Raw genomic sequence first — 20,118 nt, forward strand, 5'->3', positions numbered from 1 at the left:
CCAGTCTCGGTAGCGTGACGCCATTGCCTAGAGGTTTCAGCTACATCCTCGGGGTGAAGGGCAGCGGCCCAGGCCGTTCCGAGGGTCTGCTCAGGCGTCAGGCCCGTCTGTTCATACCAACGCGACACGACATCGACGATCCCGCCCTGCGGGTCCGCCGACCAGGCGATGAGGGGGCTCAGCTCCACGGTCGCGCGATAGCGTGCCTCGCGCTCCCGCAGGGCGGCCTCGGTCCGCCTGATATCCGTGATGTCGAAGACCGAGACGCAGATGAAGGGTTGGTCGCCATGGGTATCGGCCAGGTTGACGAGCCGCTTGCGGGTAAGGAGGACATGAACCGTACCATCGGACAGGGTGAGCCCCTCCTCGGTTTCCCGGTCCTCCCCGGTCTCGAAAACCTCGTCGTCCAGGGCGCAGTATCCATCCGCCTGCTCCTTGGAGACCAGATCGTAATCGGTACGACCTAGCATCTCCTCACGCGGGCGGTTCATCAGCGCGCACCAAGCGTCGCTCATCAGCACCCAGCGATGCGCCCGGTCCTTGATCAGGACCGGATACGGCACGCCGTTCAGCAGCCTTTCCAAGGACTTCGCTGTGCCGGAATCCGGCGCAATGGCGGCAAGGGGTGGATGCTCGCCATCCGTGACGCCCAGGAGAGCCTGCGCGATGAAACCGTCCATACCGGGTGACCCTTTTCGTCGGCCGGGATGAAGCATGCCTCCGGGCCGCGCTCCCGTTCATGGGGCGATCCATGACTAATCACGTATACGTGGCTGATCAATAAAATAATCGCGAACTACTTCGGTTATGCATGCAGTGCGTGCGATCTCGAAACAGGTGACTGGAGGCTATTGGAGGACCGAGGGCAGGGGCTGCCGGATTTCGCCTTCCGCAGCGAGACCGGGCCGGTGAATGGAAAGCGATGTCGTGTCTGGCCTCGATCCGCGATCGCAGTATGGTTTGGCCAGAAAAATGGCGCGCACCGCCCCTTCAGAGGCGAAGCGCAGCCGAACCCGGGGAGGTTGCTCCACATGACGATCCGTCGTCGGACTCTCGCTCTTGCTGCTGCCCTCGCGCCGTCGGTGGCCCGGGCCCAAGCCACACAGGGCTGGCGGCCCGACCGGCCCATCCGCCTGATCGTCCCTTTCGCCCCCGGCGGCTCGAACGACATCGTCGGGCGAATTGTCGCGGAAGCAGCCAGCCAAACCCTTGGTCAGCCGATCATCGTCGAGAACCGTGCTGGCGCCGGCAGCGTGATCGGCACCGAGTATGTCGCGCGCGCGGCGCCGGATGGGTACACGGTGCTGATCAACAGCTCTCAATCAACGGTGCCAGCGATTGTCGCCCGGGTGCCCTATGACACGCTCAAGGACTTCGTCGGCGTGGGAGTGGCCGGGTTTTCCCCGCACGTGCTCGTGGTCAGCCCACGCCTGCCAGCGCAGACGGCAAAGGAGTTGGTGGCGCTGTTGAAAGCCAATCCAGGCCGCTACAACCTGGCCACCGCTGGTATCGGCAGCGGGGTGCACGTTGCCGCCGAGTTGTTCCGCTCGATCGCCCAGGCTGAGGTTGAGGCGGTGCATTACCGCGGTGGCGGCCCGAGCGTCGCAGCGCTGGTTGCCGGGGAAGCGCAGGTCGGCACCCCGACCATGGCCTCCTCGATCGGGCAGATCCGTGGCGGCGGGGTACGCGCGCTTGCGGTGCTCTCGGAGCAGCGCAGCCCGGCGCTGCCCGACGTGCCGAGCGCGCCTGAAGCCGGCCTGCCTGGGCTGATCCACGAGGAGTTCTTCCCCATTCTTGCCCCCGCCGGAACGCCGGCACCCGTGGTGGCAGCACTTGGCGCCGCCTTCCGGGGGGCGATCCAGCAGAGCACCGAGAAGCTCCTCGACTTGGCCGGGGTTGCGCCGCGGGCGGGTTTCGATGCCCCCGAGCAGGTGATGGCTTTGGTGCGCGACGGCGTCGAGCGCTATACCGCGATCCTGCGCGCCGCCGGTGTCCAGCCCGAGTAGCATTGCGGCCTAGCGACGGTGCGTCCGATGCGGCGGTCTGCCCGCGGGGGTTCGGACCGGCATTGTGGCGGGATTACCAAGGATAATACGCCGGAGGACAGGCCCGAAGGTCCGCCGTGTTGTCTTGCCAAGCTCGAAGGCGTGGAAGGCGGCTTGATCCGCTAGAGCAGATCGCCGTAGGGCGGCATCGCCCGAAGGCGTGAATCTGCTCTGCAAACAAAGGCTTAGAGCGTTTTCGGTGAACGCATGTAAACCGAAAACGCTCTAGGTCTGCCCGGGTCCGTAGGACTGCCCTGCCGGCGTTCTGGGCCGGATCATGTCCTCTCGACCGTGCTGACCGAGATCTCCTGGTCCCACGCGATCTCCGCATAGGCCTTGCGGTCCACCCCTTCGTGGAAGGGACCACTGCACCTCGCCCTCACTCCCGCACCATGAACAGCGAATTTCCCACGGTGCGGAACGCCTCGGCATAGCCGCGCTCCCAGAGCAACGCGGCCATGTCCGTGCCGGCATCCTGATCCCCGCCGCTGACGACCTCGGCGCAGATGATCCGTGGCCCGGCGCCACGCCGCAGGCCGGAGGTCGCGAGCGCTGCCAGGTCCTGCCCCTCGATGTCTATGCTCAGCAGGTCCGGCCAGGCACCGCCGCAATGCCGCGCCACAACCTGATCGAGCGTGATGACCGGGATATGCCGCACCTCGCGGATGGAGAACTCCGGATGGGCGGTGACGAAGGCTTCCGTCGCAGCGCGGTCGAAGCTGTTCCGGCCGGACCACTCATCGATCATGTAGAAGGGCAGTTCGCCCTCCGTTGGGCCGACGCCGATATTTACCGTAACATCCTCCGGCCGCAATTCGGCGAAGGCGGGGATCAAGTTTGGGTTCGCCTCCACGCAGACGCCGCGGCTACCTCGCGCATAAAACAGCGCGGTATTGCTGCAATGGACCGGATGGTGCGCCCCGATATCGAGATAGCTCGGCCGATCCACCCCGAGCCTCTGGAACAGGTTCAGCAGGATCAGGTCTTCGGCAAATTGGGCGTAGCTCACCGCGCCGAAAAGCTGGTCCGGGTGACCGCGATAATTCCAGGGGCCGAGGCCCGTGGCCTCACCGCCGCCCTCCAGCTTCGCCAGGATGCGCCGCAGCGGCTCGCCCAGCCGCTGCTCGATGACTGCCTCCAGGGTCTCCAGCAGGCCAGCATCGGGCCGAGTCATGACACCGCCTCCGCAATCGGCGCCAGCGCCGCCAGGGCCTGGCCTGCCACCGCTCGGGGCGCCTGCTGCTGCAGGCACAGGGCAGTACCATAGCCCTTGGCGCAGCCATCCATCCAGGTTCGCGTCATCCACCAGCAGCCGCCGCAAATCGGCGGTGCGATATTGAGGTTCTGCGGATAGCCGAAATAGTCCACCGGCGTCGGCCCGAACACCACGACGGAGCGCGTGCCGAGCGAAGCCGCCAGATGCACCAGCCCGCTCTCATTGTCGAGGTGCAGCAGGCTGCCGGCGAGGATTGCCGCCACCTCCTGCATGGAGGTCCGGCCGATCAGCACCTGGTCGCAGGATGGGATAGGCGTGCTGGTAGCGGTGCCGAGCTGGATGACAGCGAGGTCGGGCCGGGCAGCCTTCAGCTCTGCCACGACCTCGCCGAAATGCGGATAGCATTTCGTGGCGCGGCGGCCGGCTATGATGAACTCCGTGTCGAAGCCATTGTGCACGGTGACGTAGCTTCCCGGGCACAGGCCGAAGCGAGGAAGCGCCGTTGGCTCCTGCGGCACTGCCATCCGGTCCCCGCGATATTCCAGCCCGGCCAGGTGGTGCAGGAAGTCCCGCCGGCTGCGGCCTCCGAACACCGCTTTCTGGGCCAGGAAGTTGTCGTGCCAGGGGTGCTGCGCAACGAAGGGATCGATCAGCGGCCGGTTGCGGATCAGCGCCGCCACCACCTCCGCCAGGGCCGGATGGTCCCGCACCGTCTGCCAGCAAAGGTCTTCCCGGTAGAGGACGAGCATCTGGTTGGCACGCAGCGCCACGTCGTACTCCTGGCGCAGCCCGTCGAACAGGATATCGTAATGCACCTGCCTAAGGCTCGGCAGGCCACCCAGCGCCCAGGCGGCGAGCGCCGGGCGCGGGCAGAAGACATCGAAGATGGCGCCGCCGAGATGGGCTTCCAGATCGCGCAGGAGGCGGCCGACGACAAGCATATCGCCGATCCCGCCGGTGATGGCGACGGCAATGCGCGGCACGCCACCCGGCGCCGCCCGCCGCTCCGCCCGCAATGCCTGCCGCAGCGTCCTCTCCTGCGTGCGGGCGCCGACCTGGTGCAGCAGCAGGGCGCCCTTGCGGAGCACCGTGCTGAACCCGTAGCCCACCGCCGCTGCCAGCCCATGCTGCCGCCAGGTCGCCTGGAGCAGCGCCGCGGCGTGGCGGATCCGCGGCAGGATGGCCCCGGCCGGCGGGGGCGTCAGGCCCTCGCCGTCCAGCGCACCTCCCGATGCCGACATCAGACGATGGCCCAGTCGGCCGCCGTGCTGCCGAGGCTGGCGGCCGCCACCGCGACGCCGTCCTGCACTTCCCAGAATGCGTAGTCGTCCCCGTGGACGAAGAGCAGGTCGGCGACGCCGTCGCCGGTGTAGTCGCCGCTGCCGGCGAGGCTCCATCCCGCCGCCAGGTTGCCTACCGAGCCGGCGGAGGCCACCGCCCCGTTGCCATCCATGCGCCAGGCGGCGACCGAGCCGTCTGTGTGGGTGAACACCAGGTCCTGGTGGCCGTCACCGTTGACATCGGCGACGGTGCCGAAGCTCCAGCCCGCCGCGAGCTTGCCGATGCCGGGGCCGGCGGTGGCAACGCCGTTCTGCACCAGCCAGGCGGCCACGTCGCCGGCCGTGCTGGTGAAGACCAGATCGTCCGTGCCGTCGCCGTTCACATCCGCGGTGCCGGCCAGGGTCCAGGCGGCGTCCGTGATACCCACCGCCGTGACGCCGGTAACGGCACCGTTCGACACCGTCCAGGCGGAGATCGCATGGTCCGCGTCACGCACGAGGATATCCTGCGTGCCGTCGCCATTGACGTCGCCGAGGCCGGCGAAGCTCTCCCCGGCGCCCAGCATGCCGAGGCCGCGGGAGGCAGTGACCGCGCCCTGGCTGGTCTGCCACAGGGCGATGTCCCCGGCCGCGCTCCTGAACACCACATCGGCGATGCCGTCGCCGGTCAGGTCGCCGGCCGCGACTGCGGACCAGCCGGCGGCGCTGACGCCGAGGCCGGTGGCAGCGGTGACGAGGCCGCCCTCCACCGTCCAGAAGGCCACCGTGCCGCCGCCGTGCTGGAAGAGCGGGCTGGAGGTGTGGGTGCCGAGGAAGTCGTCCGCCAGTGGCAGCAGCGAACGGCCGCCATCGGTGAAGTGCAGGCGCTCCACCCCCGTGACCGTGTCGGTGCCGCCTGCGGTCGTCACCGTCCAGGTCTCGAAACCGGTCTTCACCACTGTCGCCGCCGCCCGCGCCGCATCGACGACGACCACATCGAGGCCCGCGCCGCCGTCGATGCTGTCATTGCCTGCGCCGGAGGCGATGGTGTCGTTGCCGGCCAGCCCGTTCAGCACGTCGTCGCCAGCGCTGCCGGCCATGCTGTCGTCGCCTGCCGTGCCGTTGAAGGCGAAGCTCTCCGGCAGCACATCCTCGGCCCGGGCGGAGAGGTTCTGCACGCGGGTATCGAGGGCTGGAGAGGTGTCGGCCGCGCCATAGGCGGTCTCTGGCGTGCCGTAATGCTCCGCCATGTAGTCGGCGAAGGCCTTCTGCTCGCGTCCTTCCGTCGTATAGCCGCTGGGATCGGCGGCGTTGAACAGATCCACGCGGTCGGTCGGGCTGACCGTGGCACCGCCGGCGTTGCCGAGATAGCCGTCGCCGCCATCGGCGATGAAGTTCAGCGTCACCATCCGGAAGCTGCGGCCGAGATCGCCGACCACCGCCCCATCCTGCGCCACCACGTCGATGACGTTGCCGGCCTCATCCACCACGGCCAGGCTCAGCACCCGGTCGCCCGCGGGGCGGCTGGGGTCGAAGCTGAACTTCAGGCCGGAGACCTGTGGGAAGCTGCCCGGCGTCGCCCCTGGCGCCACGCCGCGCAGCGCGTTCTCGAGCATGTCGAGCAGGCCCTGCGCGGTCACGGTGATCAGCGAGAGACCATTGTTGAAGCGCAGCGCGTTCTCGATGTCGAGCTGGGTGACGCGGCCATCGGCCGGCGGCTCGTAGCTCGGGGTCTCACCCGTGCCCACGGTGCCGACGCCCTCGCGGATGCCGCCGCCATTCTTCAGGCTGATGACCACGCTGCCGTCGACCGACTTGGCATAGGCAAGGTTGGCGTCGGCCGAGAGGTTGCCGAAATTCGTCTCCTGGGTGCGGGTAAAGGCCCGCTGACCCTGGAGATAGACGTCGCTGTAGCCGGCGACGACGGCGGTCTTGGCGTCGATGATCGCATCCACCGCATCGGTGAGCTGCTTCACCGCGCCGCCGCGGGTGCCATCGGCGTAGGGGTCCTCGCCCTCGCCATAGAGTTCGTCCACCGTCTGGTCATCGGCCACATAGGCGCCGGACACGGCGGGGTCCACGCTGTCCGGCAGGATCACGCCATTCGCGTCGAAGCCGATCACCAGGCGGCCGACATTGTAGTACTCGCCGCCGGTGTTGACGACGGCGACGGCGTTGCCGTCCGCGCCGGTGCGGATCACCGGATAGGTCTCGTCGGCGGTCACGCCCTCGGTCAACCCGTCGGTGCCATCTGCGAAGACCGAATGGCTGCCCCCGGCAATGATGATATCGACGCCCGAGAGCTTGCCCGCCAGCTCCAGCTCCAGCCCATATTGCTGCAGATGGCTCAGTAGGACGATCTTGTTGATCCCCTGCGCCGTCATCTGGTCCACATAGGGCTGCAGGATCTGTGCCAGCTCGTCGGTGTTGTTCACCCCGCCATCGCCCGCCGGGTCCTTCACCCGCACGCCGGTGACGGAGGAGATGCTGGCCAGCACCTGGGTGGTCAGGCCGAGCACGCCGATGGTTTCGCCATTCTCCTCGATGGTCGTCCAGGGTGCGATCTGCTGGTCCGCTGCCTCGGCGGCGATGTTTGCCGGGTTCAGGTCGGCGGCGGTCGTCGCATAGCTCGCCGCGTCGCGCAGCAGGTCGGTGAACAGCGGCGCCAGGTCGGCGTCGCCGGAGAAGTCCAGATTGGCCGAGAGGTAGGGGAACATCGCGCCGATCGAAGTCGCCAGGCCGCCCGATTGCGCCATGTCGATCGCGGTCAGGATGGTCCGGGTGCCGAGATCGAACTCGTGGTTGCCGAAGACGCTCGCCTGCACGCCGAGGGCGTTCATGATGGCGATGTCCACGCGGCCGAGATCGGAGGTAAGGCTGGACAGCGTCGAGACCGGCACGCCGAGGAGCTGCGCGTAGAACTCCTGCAGCACCGCGTTCATCGCCGGGTCGCCCTCGGCATTGAGGAAGGGCGAGGGGATGTAGTTGTCGCCGGAGGCCAGGGTGATGCTGTTGGCGTACTGGTCTTCCAGCTTGTCCACGATGGCAGCGAATTGCGGCGCCCGGTCCACCGCCTGCACCCCGGCCTCGAAATCCGAGGCGTGCAGGATCTGCAGGGTGAAGGCCGGCGCTGCCGGCCCGTCTCCCGCCGCGACCGCGCCGGGCGAGCCGGTTTCCGCCGCATCGCCGGCCGCGACGAAGGCGCCGTCGGTGCCCGCTGCGGCAAGCTGGGTGATGGTGGCGGCGTTCAGCCCCGCGGCGTTGTCGAAGGTGGCGAAGGGGCCGGTCGGCGAGGCGCCGAAGGTCAGGCTCGCCCGCAGCGTGTTGCTGGCGTCGTAGAGATGCACCGCATCGCCGCTGGTGCTTAGGCCGACGCCGGAGCCGCTATAGGTGCCGATCTGCAGCCCGGCCGGCAAGTTGCCGCCGAACCAGGTCTCGATGAAGGCGGCCTTCGCTGCCGTGGGGTCGTCGCTCTCGATGAAGATCACCGATTCGCCGGGCGCGATGCTGGTGACGCCGTTGAGCGCCACCGCGGCAGCCGGCGAGCCGGAGCTGTCATCCATCTTCCAGCCGGTGACGTCGAGGTCGAAGGCCGTCCCGTTCGTCACCTCGAACCAGTCGGCGCCGACCGGGCTGTCGCCGCTGGCCCAGGGCGCTACCTCCGAGATGAAGACCCGGCCGACGGTGCCGGGCGAGCCGATTTCGCTCGCGTCCGCCGCCGCGGCGAAGGCGCCGTTGGTGCGCGCCTCGCTGAGTTCGGTGATCTCGGCATTGTTCAGCCCGGCGGCGTTGTTGAAGCTGGCGAAGGGGGCCTCGGCCGGGGAGGCGCCGAAGCTGACGCCCGCCTGCTTCTCGCCGGCGGCGTTGTAGAGGTTTACTGCGTCGCCGCCGGTGCTCAGCCCGACGCCGCCGCCGCTATAGGCGCCGATCTGCAACCCGGCCGGCGCATTCCCGCCGAACCAGGTGGCGATGAAGGCGGCCTTCGCCGCTTCAAGGTTGTCGGTCTCGATGAAAATCACCGATTCGCCGGCCGCGATGCTGGTGATGCCGGTAAGGCTGACGGCCTGGGCGAAGACGTTGGAGCTGTCGTCCATCTTCCAGCCGGTGATGTCCACCGCGCCGGAACCGTTATTGGTCACCTCGAACCAGTCGGCGCCGACCGGGCTGTTGCCGCTCGACCAGGGCGCGACCTCGGAGATGATGAGGCCGCCCGGCCCGGCACTGTCCGCCACGTCGGTCAGCGCCAGGGTATAGGTCGTCGTCGCATCCGGCGTGCCGCCCACGCCTGTGTCGTCCACGGCGACGGTGACGGAGTAGTTCGGCTTCGTCTCGAAGTCGAGCACGGTGCCGGCCTTGATGTAGAGGCCGGTGTTGTCCACTTCGAAGAACGCCGCATCGGCGCCGCTGACCGAGAGGGTGTGGGAGCCGAGGCCGTCATCGGCGATGACGACATTGGCCACCCGCACCCGGTCGGTGGTGCCGGTGCCTTCGGGCAGGGACGTCACGGCGCCGCCCAGGGCGATGCCGGTCGGCGCCGTGTCCGCCGCCGCGGACGGGGCATAGACCCAGAGTTGCGGGTGGTCGAAATCGCCGCCGCCATTCTCGCTGACGACATAGAGGATGCCGTCATCGTCCATCGCCAGCCCCTCATGCTGCTGATCGGGCAGGGCGAGCGGGTTGCCGGCATCGGTGAAGATGGTGAGCGTGCTGAGGATGCTGCCGTCGCGGCCGACCTCGACGATCCGGCCATCCTCCTGGCTCAGCACCAGCAGATGCGTGGCTTCGTCGGTGCCGGTCAGGGAGGTGATGTTGGAAAGGGCGAAGACATCGGCGATGTCGGAGAGGCCGAGCAGCGCCGGATCGAAGAGGTTGGTGGAGTTCACCGTGCTGGCGTCGCCGTTGCTCGCCGTGCCGGCCTCGAAGTCGATCGTGGTCTGGAAGATGCTCTCGGGGTCGATCTCCTTGACGAAGATGTAGCCGCTGGTCAGCGGGTCGTAGGTCAGGCCCTCGAGGCCGACATTGCCGACATTGGTGCCAAGCGTGACGGTCTGCGCCTCGTCCCGCGTCAGGGTGCCGCCGGCCTCGTAGGTGAAGTGGACGGCGCGGCGGTCCCGCTCCTCGGTCATCACGAACTGCCCGTTGCCGATATAGGCCAGGCCTTCCGGGTCGTAGAATTCGGTGCCCTGCGGGCTGCTGCCGGTCGCCAGGGTCATCGAGTCGATGAGCTCGCCGGTCTTCGAGATCTGGACGATGGAGGTGCCGCCATCACCGACGACGAAGAGCGTGTCGGTATCCCGGTTGTAGGTGACGGCGGAAACCTCCTGGGCCAGAACGCTGTTCTCCGGCGCTTCGGTCCGGGTGGGTTCGGGCAGGTCGTAGCGACCAACACGGACATAGGTGGTGAGATCGATATTCGTCCCGGACATCGTTGGAGGACTCCGCAGCTAGCCGTGTGGTCGTCCCGCGCGCCGGCGCTGGGCGGCAGGCGCTGCTGCTCTACCTGGAGGCAATGTTGCCGGCCTGCGCCGTTGAGTGACCGGAAGGTAATGGTTTTATTAAATCGTCGCTTCGCCGGAACCTGGAACGCCGGCAGTCCGAAGCGCGTCCGGCATTCGGATGGGTTGCCGCAATGTCACGGACACGTCTTTTCGTATGAAAGTATACGAAATCCTTGGGCGATAAGCCTCTTCCCGCAACGGCGTGCCATCCGCGCGTCGCCATGGAGGAGACTGCATGAGCACGGAATCCAGCAACGCTGCCTCGACCTTCCGCGTCGCGACCTTCAATGCTTCCCTGAACCGCGGCACGGCCGGGGAGCTGATCGCGGACCTTGCCACGCCGGCCGATCCGCAGGCGGCCACCATCGCCGAGATCATCCAGCGCAACGCCCCCGACATCCTGCTGGTCAATGAATTCGACTACGCGCCCTATGGCGCCGCCGCCGATCTGTTCCGGCTGAACTACCTCGAGCGTCCGCAAAACACGCTGGGCCTCGCCTCCGACGTTGCGGAGGCGCAGGACTACCCGCAGGTCTTCGTCGCGCCGTCCAATACCGGCATCCCCTCCGGCTTCGACCTGAACAATGACGGCCAGGTGGTGACCACCCCCGGGGCCCCCGGCTATGGCGATGACGCGCTCGGCTTCGGGGCCTTCCCCGGCCAGTACGGCATGGCGCTGTTTTCCAAGTATCCCATCCTCTTCGATCAGGTTCGGACCTTTCAGACCTTCCTCTGGAAGGACATGCCGGGCGCCCTACTGCCGGACGATGCCGCCACGGCAGCGCCGGGCGATTGGTACTCGGCCGAGGAGCTGGCCGGCTTCCGCCTCGCTTCAAAGAGTTTCTGGGACGTCCCGGTGCTGGTGGATGGCGAGGTGGTGCACATGATCGCCGGCCACCCGACGCCGCCCACCTTCGACGGCGCAGAGGACCGCAACGGGCTGCGCAACCATGACGAGATCCGCTTCCTGGCGGATTACGTCACCCCTGGCCATGGCGGCTACATCTACGACGATGCCGGCGTGTATGGCGGGCTGAAGGAGGGGGAGCGCTTCGTCGTGCTGGGCGACATGAATGCCGATCCGCAGGACGGCGACAGCGTGGACGCGGCCATTCAGCAATTGCTCAGCAGCGAGGCGGTGGATGCCAGCCTCCGCCCGGCCAGCCCCGGCGGGCCGGAACAGGCCGGAGAGCAGGGCGGCGCCAATGCGTCGCATGCCGGCGACCCGGGATTCGACACCGCGGATTTCGCCGATACCGCCCCGGGCAACCTCCGCGCCGACTACGTCCTCCCCTCGAAGGACGGCCTTGCGCCGCGCGGCGCCGGCGTGTTCTGGCCGGCCAGCGACGACCCGCTCTTCCCCCTGGTCGGCGAGTACGACCCGCAGCTGCCCGGCGGCTTCCCCAGCTCCGACCACCGGCTCGCCTGGGCGGATCTGGTGCTGACGCCGGATGCGCCGCCGGGCTTCAACACGCTGGATGGCGAGGCGCCCACCGTCTTCGGCCATCGCGGCGCCAGCGCCTACCGCCCTGAGCACACCCTGGCCTCCTACCGCCTCGCCATCCAGCAGGACGCCGATGTCATCGAGCCGGATGTGGTGGTCACCAAGGATGGCGTGCTGATCGCCCGGCATGAGCCGGAGATCGGTGGCACCACCGATGTGGCGGAGCACCCGGAATTCGCCGACCGCCAGGTCACCAAGCTGCTGGACGGCGTGCCGGTGACCGGCTGGTGGGCCGAGGATTTCACCCTTGCCGAGATCAAGACCCTGCATGCGCGGGAGCGCATCCCGGAGATCCGCCCCGACAACACCGCCTACAATGACCTCTACCGCATCCCGACCCTGGCGGAGGTGATCGACCTGGTGAAGGAGGTGGAGTTCGAGACGGGGAAGAAGATCGGCATCGCGCCGGAAACCAAGCATCCGACCTATTTCGAGTATGAAGGGCACCACCTCGACGGCACGCCGATCGCCCAGGACACCAGCAGGCTCCTGGTGGAGACGCTGGTGGCGAACGACTTCACCGACCCGTCCCGCGTCACCATCCAGTCCTTCGAGCTGGCCAACCTGATAGAGCTGCAGAAGCAGGTCATGCCGGCGGCCGGCATCGACATCCCGCTGCTGCAACTCATGAATGAAGGCGGCTACGACATCGCCTTCAACTTCGATCCGGCCCGCGGCAACAACCAGGGCGCCTATGCCGACTTCGGCTTCGAGCTGACGGCGGAAAGCGCGACCAATGGCGACCTCTACACGCCCGAGGCCTTGCGGGCGATGAAGGCGCTCTATGCTGAAGCCATCGGCCCCTACAAGGACGACATCCTGCCGACCCGGCCCGTCTCCCCGCCGGTGGATGGCGATGGCGACGGCGTGGCCGCCATCACCACCCAGGTCACCGGCCAGGTCACCGGTCTGCTGAAGGATGCGCATGCGGCGGGGCTGGAGGTGGTGATCTACACGCTCCGCGACGAGGAAGCCTTCCAGGCGCTGAACCCTGACGGCTCGGTGCGGTCGCCGGAGGATGAGTACCGCGCCTTCATCGATCTCGGCGTGGACGGCTTCTTCACCGACTCGCCGGAGTCCGGGCGCGCCGCGGTGGCGCGGGCGGAGCTGGAGCTGCTCTGAGAGCGCACCGCCGGCACGGAAAGGAGGAGGGTGTCGCCACCCTCCTCCCGCTTCGGCCCAGGGGTTCAGCCGAACAGGCCGCCATCCTCCGGCACCGGAAGCTGCAGCAGAGCCGCCTGGTGCTCGGGGGAATGGGCGATCGCCTCCAGCACCTCGGTCCGGCTGCCGCTGCCGGCGAGGAAGCCGGTCCAATAGGCCACCTCCTCCGCCTCCGGCTCGGCGTCCAGCGCATTGCGCAGCAGCCCGACGACATAGTCCTGGTCGCCGAGGCCGTCCCGTTCCTCCAGGCGGCTGGCGAATGCGGCAGCGACGTTGCCGCCTTCGGCCGCGACCTGGACCCAGTAGTCGAGGGCTTCCTGATGCGGGATCGCGTCGAAGGCGGCGTCGTACAGCTCGATCACCTGAAAGCGGAGGGCGCCGCCATCCTGCTGCGACACCGGCAGCTCCAGGCCGAAGGCGTTCGCCACCTTGGCGCCGACCTCGGCATTCTCCTGGATGCCGAGGAACTGCTCGGCGCCCGGGCCGATGGCGTAGATGGGCACATCGGCGGCGGTGTGGCCGGTGGTGGTGAAGTGGACGCCGCCACGGGCGCTCAGCACCTGGGCCAGGCCGAGGCTGTCCTCCTCCGCCTGCACCGCGGCGATCTCCGCATCGGTCAGGGTCAGGCCGGTATGCGCCTCGACCGCGCTGCGGATCGAGGCAGGGTCCGCGGCGTCGTAATCCGCCGCGATCTCCTCGGCCGTGGCGTCGAAGTCGCGGAAGATGGCGGGGGTAGAACCGGGGGCAGTGCCGGGCTGGCTGGTCATGCCGCCGGTGTCGTGGTCGGCAAGGATGACGACCAGCGTGTCCGGATTGGCCTTCTGGAATTCCAGCACCCGGGCGACGCTTGCCTCGAAGGCAGCCATGGCGTGCATCGCCGTCGCCGCGTCGTTGGCATGGCCGTAGGTGTCGGTGTTCTCCTCCTCGACGAAGAGGAAGAAGCCGTCCTGGTCCTTCGCCAGGGTGTCGAGCGCGACATCGGTCATCTGCAGCAGGCTCGGCTCGCCGGCCGGGCGCGGGCCGATCGGATCCAGATATTCCTCGTCGCTGAACAGGCCGAGCACGCGGTCGCCGGAGAAGCCCTCCAGCGCCTCGGCGCTCGCCACATAGTTCATCCCCTGCGCCTGGGCGGTGGCGAGGAGGTCGATCCCGCCCTCCGGCTGGCTGCCGCCCTCGCCCTCGCCGAGGAAGGCCGGCCGGCCGGCGCCGAGGATCACGTCGAGCGCGTTGTCCAGGATATACTGGCGGGCGACGGCGCCCCAGTCGTCGCGGTCGGCGATGCTGGCGCCGAAGGAGGCCGGGGAGGCGTCGGTGATGGCCGAGGTGGAGACGAGGCCCGTCGCCTTCCCGGCCGCGCTGGCGAGGTCGGCGATGGAGGTCAGCTCATGGCCGAAGAAATCCTCGCCCACCGTGCCGTTGCGGGTCTTCACGCCGGTCGCGTAGGCGGTCGCGCCGGCGGCGGAATCGGTGATCGGATTGTTGAAGGAGTCGGTCTGCACCAGCCCTTTCTGAAGCGCCTCCCAGACCGGGGCTTCCCCGCCCTCCTTGAAGAAGCGATAATTACTTGCATAGGCTGCCGAAGCACCGTCCGGCAGCATGAAAATAATATTCTTGGCCACTGGCTGAATATCAGGCTGATCTGCCATAGCGATTTCTCCTCGTGGCGGAACAATCCGCAGCAAGGACGTGCCATTTGTATACTTTATACTCAATGCGATTCAGGTTAAGATGCGGAGTTGGAGCATTCCAGGCCGACACATTCCAGGCCGACAAAGGCAATCTCGAGGCTGCCGGCGCCACCTTGCTCGACCGGCCACGCAGACGACTTCGACCGGCTTTCCGGCAGCATTGGATGTCGAGCGCCCGGTCGGTCAGGCACCCTGTTGTTCGCGGTCCTGCCTGCGCGGTTGGCGTGACGTCGCCATGATCGGCCAGTCCCGGTCGCCCATAGGCCATGACCTGAATGGCAAGTCGAGCCAGCCGCCGATTGGTTGCCGCGCCGCCTTGGTCGCCTCGGCCAATCGGCTGGCGGAAAGCACGATGCTGCTGAGGATGCGCACAAGGGATAGCCAGCGAGCACCGCCAACTCCGATTGACGTCGGAATGTCAGAGATGGGCGGGAACGGACCTCCACCGAACCCTATTCTGGTCTGAGGGGGCCAGCGCTCCGTCCATCGTTCCAAAAAACCAGGGATTCCTCAGTAGCGCTTCAACGACAGCACCTCCGAGCTGCGCCGCAACGCGAGGATGGCATCACCGCCTCGGGCCAGCGCCATGCTGCTGATCAGCGCGTCCACCACGGCAAGCTGAGCAATGCGGCTGGTCATCGCCTCCGTCCGGAAGCGCGTCTCGCGCGCCGCGGTGCTCAGCACCACATCGGCATGCGCCTGCAAGGGGTTGCGGCCAAGGTTGGTGATGATCACGGTGCGCGCCCCGGCCTCCCGCGCCAGCCGGGTCGCGGTTATGGTTTCGACCGAACTGCCGGAATGCGAGATGGTCAGCGTCGCCACCTTGGGGCCTGCCAGGGCCGCGCTGACGGCCTGCACATGGCTGTCCACGGCGAGCCGCACATCCAGCCCAATGCGCAGCATCCGCATATGCGCGTCCTCGGCGACCGGCGCCGCACTGCCGATGCCATAGACTTCGATGCGCTTGGCCGCGCAGAGCAGCGACGCGGCCCGCGCCAGCGCCGCCGGATCGAGCACCGCAAGAGTGTCCTGCAAGGCCTGGATGCCTGCGGCGAAGACCTTGCGCATGACGGTTGCCGGCGCATCGCCGGGCTCCAGGTCCTCATGGATCGCCTGCACCGGCTGGGTCAGCGCGCGGGCGAGTTCGATCTTCAGGTGCTGGAAGCCCCGCGCGCCAACCTGGCGGCAGAGCGCGATGACGCTGCCCTCGCTGGCGCCGGCATGCTCGGCCACCTCGGTGACCGACATATGCACGACCTCGGCTTGCCGGCTCAGGATGAGATCCGCGATGCGGGCCGCGGTGGGCGGCAATCCGGAGCGCAGCGCGCGCAACCGTTCGATGGCGGCCAGTGGCGGGGTGTTGCCCCCGGATGGGATCGGATCACGCGGCAGGCGTGTAGGGGCAGATCGGGACATGCCAGAGCAGTCTATAGCCACCGCAGCGGGGCGGATGAATTTTCTTCAGGTCTATCTCCCGCCTCACTGAGACGATTTCATAAGACCGTCACCCCACAGGTTGCTGCGTTGCGGCAAATCCCCCGCGGCTGGAACGGGCGGCAAGCAGGGGGCCGGGATGGCGAGCGTCGACCTGATCGGGATCGGCAAGCGCTTTGGAACGACGGAGGTGCTGCGCGACGTGTCGCTGCGCATCGCCGATGGCGAATTCCTGGCGATCCTTGGCCCCTCGGGCTGCGGGAAATCCACCCTGCTGCGGATCCTGGCGGGGCTGGAAGGCGCCGATCGCGGCGAGGTCCGGCTGGGCGATGCGCGGGTGGATCAGCTGCCGCCCAAGGCGCGCAACCTCGCCATGGTGTTCCAGAGCTACGCGCTCTACCCCTACATGACGGTGCGGCAGAACATTGCCCTGCCGCTGGAGATGCGGCGGCTGTCCGCCCTGCAGCGGCTGCCGCTGCTCGGCCGGCTGCTGCCCGGCACGGCGCTCCGCCGCCGGGCGATCGCCGAGGATGTCGCGGCCGCGGCGGAGCCGCTGCAACTCACCCATCTGCTGGAGCGGCGGCCGGCGCAGCTTTCCGGCGGGCAACGCCAGCGCGTGGCGCTGGCCCGCGCCATGGTGCGGCATCCCGCCGCCTTCCTGATGGACGAGCCGCTGTCGAATCTCGACACAAGGCTGCGCACCGAGGCGCGGGCCGAGATCATGGCGCTGCGCCAGCGCCTCGGCGCGACCATCCTCTACGTCACCCATGACCAGGCCGAGGCGATGGCCATGGCGGATCGCGTGGCGGTGATGCAGGGCGGCCGGGTGCTGCAGCTTGCGCCGCCCCAGGAGCTGTATGACGAGCCGGCCAGCCTCGAGGTGGCGCGCTTCGTCGGCAGCCCGCCCATGAATGCCATCCCGGCGCGAATCGGCGCGGAGGGTCGCGTCGAAGCCGCCGGTTTCGCCCTGCCATGGCGAAGCGGCCTGGTTCCGGGTACGCAAGTCACCCTGGGCGTCAGGGCGGAGGCGCTGGTCCCGGCGGCGCAGGGCCTTCCGGTCCGGGTCGAACGAGTGGAGCGGCTCGGCGCCGAGGCGCTGATGCATGGCGCCCTGTCCGGATCGGGCGAGATGCTGGTCGCACGTCTGGAAGCCGCGCAGATCGTGGCGCATCCGCCTGGCACCTCGCTGCTGCTCATGCCGAGCCGGGCAGTGCTGTTCGATGCCGGGGGCGACCGGCTGCCGATGACGCGCCTGCACGACGCCACTATTCCCTCCTCCGAGCCTGCCTATGGCTGAGCACGCTCGCCATCCCGGCGCCCGCGCGGAAGCCATCGCCGCCTGGCTGCTTGCCCTGCCGGCGCTGCTGCTGATGTGGGCCATGCTGCTCGGCCCGGCCCTCGCCGTGCTGCTTCTCTCCTTCACGGATTGGAGCCTTGGCGAACCGGAGATCGGCTGGGCGGGCCTCGGGAACTACCTGCAGCTCGCCGACGATCCGGTGTTCTGGCAGTCGCTGCGCAACACGCTGATCTATGTCGGGGTCTCGGTGCCCGCGACGGTCGGGCTCGGCCTCGGCGCGGCGCTGCTGGTCGAGAGCGTGGGCCGCGGCCGTGCCTTCTATCGCGCCGCCTATTTCCTGCCGGTCGCCTCCACCCTGCTCGCCATGGCGCTGGTCTGGGAGTTCATGTTCCACCCGACGGTCGGCTTCGTCACCCAGGGGTTCCGGGCGCTCGGCCTGCCGACCACCGATTGGCTGCAGAACCCGGACACCGCGCTGCTGGCGCTCGCCGTCATCGGCATCTGGCAGAATCTCGGCCTGGCGATGGTGCTCTTCGTCGCCGGGCTGCAGGGCATCCCGCGCGACCTCTACGAAGCCCTGGCGATGGATGGCGCCGATGGCGCCTGGGAACGCTTCCGCCGGGTCACCTGGCCGATGCTCGGGCCGGCGCTGGTCTTCGTGGTCGCCATCATCGCCATCCGCAGCTTCCAGGTCTTCGACACCGTCGCCGTGCTGACCGAAGGCGGGCCGAACAAGGCGACCGAGGTGCTGCTGCACACCATGGTGCAGGAGGGCTTCCGCTTCCTGCGCACCGCCTATGGCGCCGCCATCACGGTCATCTTCCTGGTCTTCACCCTGGCGGTCACGGTGGCGCAGACCGTGCTTCTGGACCGGAGGGCGCATTATGGCTGACCGCTCCGGCCTGCTGCTGCGCCACGTGCTGCTGCTGCTCGGCGCGGCGGTGATGCTGGCGCCCTTCGTGCTGATGCTCTCGCTCTCGCTGAAGCCGCCCGCGGAGATCTTCGCGCCGGAGTTCCGGCTGCTGCCGGTGCAATGGGCGGCGGTGGAAGACTACACCGCCGCCTTCACCAAGGTGCCGCTGGCACGCTTCCTGCTGAACGGCTTCATCGTCACCTTCTGCATCTTCACCGCCCAGGCGCTGACGGCGCTGCCCATGGCCTATGCGCTGGCGAAGCTCCGCTGGCAGGGGCGCGATACCGCCTTCCTGCTGGTGCTGGCGGCCCTGCTGGTGCCGCCGCAGGTCCCGGCCATCCCGCTCTACATAGCGCTCTGGCAGCTCGACCTGCTGAACACCTATGCCGCGATCATCCTGCCCTCGACCATCAGCGTCTTCGGCATCTTCCTGATGCGGCAGTTCTTCCGCACCGTCCCGGACGACCTCATCGCGGCGGCGCGCATGGACGGGCTCGGCGAATTCGCCATCGTCTGGCGGATCATGCTGCCGACCGCGGCACCGGCGCTGGCCGCCTTCGGCTGCCTCTCCTTCATCTGGAATTGGAACGAGTTCTTCTGGCCCTACATCGCTGTGCAGAGCGAGCAGCTCATGACCCCGCCGCTCGGCATCGCCTTCTTCAGCGACACCGAGGCCGGCACGAGTTGGGGCCCGCTGATGGCGGCCGCCACCGTGGCCACCGCCCCTCTTGTCCTCGCCTTCCTCCTTGCCCAGCGGGCCTTCGTCCGCGGCGTGACGATGACCGGCATCAAATGACCCGCCACAGGAGCCCTTCATGATCCTGACCCGTCGCGGCCTGCTCGGCGCCGCCACCGCCTCCCTCGCCTTGCCGCTCTACGCCCGTGCGCAGTCGCGCGAGGTGGAGCTCAGCGTGCAATACGGCAATGCCGGCACGGTGCGCGAGCTGATGGAGGATGTCGCCGCCGCCTTCATGCGGGAGAATCCCGGCATCCGCATCACCTACCGCGCGCCGGAGGTGGATTACGAGGCCATGCTGCAGCGCAGCCTGCGCGACGGCATCACCCGCAACCTCCCGGATGTCGCCTATCACGGGCTGAACCGCCAGCGTACCCTGGTGGAGCGTGACATTCCGGTCGATCTGCAGCCCTTCATGCAGGCCGATGCGGAGGTGGCGGGGCTCGGCTATTCGGAAAGCCTGCTGAGCCTCGGCCAGGTCAGCGGGAAGCAGACCGGCATCGGCTTCGCCCTCTCCACGCCGATCCTCTACTACAATCTGGACCTGCTGCGCCGCGCCGGCGGCGACCCCGAGAAGCTTCCCACCACCTGGGAGGAGGTCATCGCCCTCGGCCGCGCCATCCATGGCAGCAGCGAAGGCATCGCCGGCCTGTTCTTCGACTGGCAGATCACCGGCAACTGGGCCTGGCAGGCGCAGATCTTCAGCCGCGGCGGCGGCATGCTGAATGCGGAGGAGACGCAGGTTGCCTTCAACGGGGCGGCCGGGCGTGCCGCGGCGGCCGACCTCGCCGCCATGGTGACCCAGGGCCGCATGCCCGATGCGCGGGAGGCGACCATGTTCGCGGAATTCTCCGCCGGCCGCCTCGGCATCATCATGTGCTCCACCGCGCAGCTCGGCGCCTTCAATCGCCAGATCGGCGGCCGCTTCCCGCTGAAGACAGGTCGCTTCCCGATCCCCGGCCCCAACCCCCGCCTGCCGGCCGGCGGCATGGTGGCGATGATGTTCGCCCGGGACGCGGCGAAGCAGCAGGCGGCGTGGAAGTTCATCAAATTCGCCACCGGGCCGATCGGCGGCACCATGATGGTGAACCACACCGGCTATATGCCGGCCTCGACCGTGCCGGCCGAACGGGAGGAGCTGCTGGGCCGCTTCTACCGGGAGAACCCGAACCACCTGGTCGCGATCCGGCAGCAGGATGTGATCACCGGCTGGTACGCCTTCCCTGGCCAGAACGCCCTGAAGATCACGGACGTGATCCAGGACCAGCTCCAATCCGTGGTGGCGCAGCGCGCCGCGCCCGAGGCCGCGCTGGACCGCATGGCCTCCGAGGTGCAGGCGCTGCTGCCGCGGCGGAGGAGCTGAGGCC

At 68.3% G+C, this 20,118-nt stretch carries 12 protein-coding genes; 6 read left to right on the forward strand and 6 right to left on the reverse strand.

Annotation, left to right across the window (positions count from 1 at the left end):
* Window positions 1–680: PAS domain-containing protein (locus NJ376_RS00395; protein WP_252951231.1), on the reverse strand; the 680-nt coding region annotated here is incomplete at its 3' end.
* 351 nt (window positions 681–1,031) lie between these two features.
* Between NJ376_RS00395 and NJ376_RS00400 the strand changes: the two genes are divergently transcribed.
* A complete protein-coding gene (locus NJ376_RS00400) occupies window positions 1,032–2,006 on the forward strand; it encodes a Bug family tripartite tricarboxylate transporter substrate binding protein (RefSeq protein ID WP_252951232.1) in 975 nt (324 codons plus the stop codon).
* A 418-nt stretch (window positions 2,007–2,424) separates the two neighbouring features.
* Here the strand turns inward: NJ376_RS00400 and NJ376_RS00405 are convergent, their stop codons facing one another.
* Genes NJ376_RS00405 through NJ376_RS00415 form a run of 3 tightly spaced genes read right to left on the reverse strand, consistent with a single transcriptional unit; the run spans window position 2,425 to window position 9,946 of the window.
* Entirely contained in the window at window positions 2,425–3,219 is a 795-nt protein-coding gene (locus tag NJ376_RS00405) for an FkbM family methyltransferase (protein ID WP_252951233.1), read from the reverse strand.
* Complete coding sequence (locus tag NJ376_RS00410) at window positions 3,216–4,502, reverse strand: glycosyltransferase family 9 protein (RefSeq protein ID WP_252951234.1); 1,287 nt, start codon at window positions 4,500–4,502, stop codon at window positions 3,216–3,218. Before NJ376_RS00410 ends, NJ376_RS00405 begins: the two co-directional genes overlap by 4 nt.
* The gene (locus tag NJ376_RS00415) at window positions 4,502–9,946 is read right to left on the reverse strand and encodes an SdiA-regulated domain-containing protein (RefSeq protein ID WP_252951235.1); all 5,445 of its coding nucleotides are present in this window, start codon (window positions 9,944–9,946) and stop codon (window positions 4,502–4,504) included. The genes NJ376_RS00410 and NJ376_RS00415 overlap by 1 nt, the downstream gene beginning before the upstream one ends.
* A gap of 307 nt (window positions 9,947–10,253) precedes the next feature.
* Here NJ376_RS00415 and NJ376_RS00420 point away from each other — a divergent pair, with 307 nt between their 5' ends.
* The gene (locus NJ376_RS00420; RefSeq protein WP_252951236.1) at window positions 10,254–12,644 is read left to right on the forward strand and encodes a glycerophosphodiester phosphodiesterase family protein; all 2,391 of its coding nucleotides are present in this window, start codon (window positions 10,254–10,256) and stop codon (window positions 12,642–12,644) included.
* Between the two features lie 65 nt (window positions 12,645–12,709).
* Here the strand turns inward: NJ376_RS00420 and NJ376_RS00425 are convergent, their stop codons facing one another.
* Entirely contained in the window at window positions 12,710–14,329 is a 1,620-nt protein-coding gene (locus tag NJ376_RS00425) for an alkaline phosphatase (RefSeq protein ID WP_256476071.1), read from the reverse strand.
* A gap of 552 nt (window positions 14,330–14,881) precedes the next feature.
* Window positions 14,882–15,787, reverse strand: coding sequence for a MurR/RpiR family transcriptional regulator (locus tag NJ376_RS00430; protein ID WP_252951238.1), 906 nt, complete (start codon window positions 15,785–15,787; stop codon window positions 14,882–14,884).
* 157 nt (window positions 15,788–15,944) lie between these two features.
* On the opposite strand from NJ376_RS00430, the gene NJ376_RS00435 reads away from it, so the two are divergent.
* The 4 genes from NJ376_RS00435 to NJ376_RS00450 are packed head-to-tail and all read left to right on the forward strand — an operon-like array spanning window position 15,945 to window position 20,114.
* Complete coding sequence (locus NJ376_RS00435) at window positions 15,945–17,102, forward strand: ABC transporter ATP-binding protein (protein ID WP_252951239.1); 1,158 nt, start codon at window positions 15,945–15,947, stop codon at window positions 17,100–17,102.
* Window positions 17,095–17,994, forward strand: a complete 900-nt coding sequence (locus NJ376_RS00440; RefSeq protein ID WP_252951240.1) for a carbohydrate ABC transporter permease — start codon at window positions 17,095–17,097, stop codon at window positions 17,992–17,994. The genes NJ376_RS00435 and NJ376_RS00440 overlap by 8 nt, the downstream gene beginning before the upstream one ends.
* A complete protein-coding gene (locus tag NJ376_RS00445) occupies window positions 17,987–18,811 on the forward strand; it encodes a carbohydrate ABC transporter permease (protein WP_252951241.1) in 825 nt (274 codons plus the stop codon). The genes NJ376_RS00440 and NJ376_RS00445 overlap by 8 nt, the downstream gene beginning before the upstream one ends.
* 19 nt (window positions 18,812–18,830) lie before the next feature.
* Window positions 18,831–20,114 carry an extracellular solute-binding protein gene (locus NJ376_RS00450; protein ID WP_252951242.1) on the forward strand — a complete coding sequence of 428 codons (1,284 nt, stop codon included), beginning with the start codon at window positions 18,831–18,833 and terminating at the stop codon, window positions 20,112–20,114.
* Window positions 20,115–20,118 lie beyond the last annotated feature (4 nt).

This window comes from Siccirubricoccus soli (assembly GCF_024178315.1).
In the GTDB taxonomy this organism is placed as follows: domain Bacteria; phylum Pseudomonadota; class Alphaproteobacteria; order Acetobacterales; family Acetobacteraceae; genus Siccirubricoccus; species Siccirubricoccus soli.

Bases quoted from the DNA above. Each gene is read 5' to 3' on its own strand.
- NJ376_RS00400 (WP_252951232.1), top strand. From the start codon at position 1,032: ATGACGATCCGTCGTCGGACTCTCGCTCTTGCTGCTGCCCTCGCGCCG.
- NJ376_RS00405 (WP_252951233.1), bottom strand. From the start codon at position 3,219: ATGACTCGGCCCGATGCTGGCCTGCTGGAGACCCTGGAGGCAGTCATC.
- NJ376_RS00410 (WP_252951234.1), bottom strand. From the start codon at position 4,502: ATGTCGGCATCGGGAGGTGCGCTGGACGGCGAGGGCCTGACGCCCCCG.
- NJ376_RS00415 (WP_252951235.1), bottom strand. From the start codon at position 9,946: ATGTCCGGGACGAATATCGATCTCACCACCTATGTCCGTGTTGGTCGC.
- NJ376_RS00420 (WP_252951236.1), top strand. From the start codon at position 10,254: ATGAGCACGGAATCCAGCAACGCTGCCTCGACCTTCCGCGTCGCGACC.
- NJ376_RS00425 (WP_256476071.1), bottom strand. From the start codon at position 14,329: ATGGCAGATCAGCCTGATATTCAGCCAGTGGCCAAGAATATTATTTTC.
- NJ376_RS00430 (WP_252951238.1), bottom strand. From the start codon at position 15,787: ATGTCCCGATCTGCCCCTACACGCCTGCCGCGTGATCCGATCCCATCC.
- NJ376_RS00435 (WP_252951239.1), top strand. From the start codon at position 15,945: ATGGCGAGCGTCGACCTGATCGGGATCGGCAAGCGCTTTGGAACGACG.
- NJ376_RS00440 (WP_252951240.1), top strand. From the start codon at position 17,095: ATGGCTGAGCACGCTCGCCATCCCGGCGCCCGCGCGGAAGCCATCGCC.
- NJ376_RS00445 (WP_252951241.1), top strand. From the start codon at position 17,987: ATGGCTGACCGCTCCGGCCTGCTGCTGCGCCACGTGCTGCTGCTGCTC.
- NJ376_RS00450 (WP_252951242.1), top strand. From the start codon at position 18,831: ATGATCCTGACCCGTCGCGGCCTGCTCGGCGCCGCCACCGCCTCCCTC.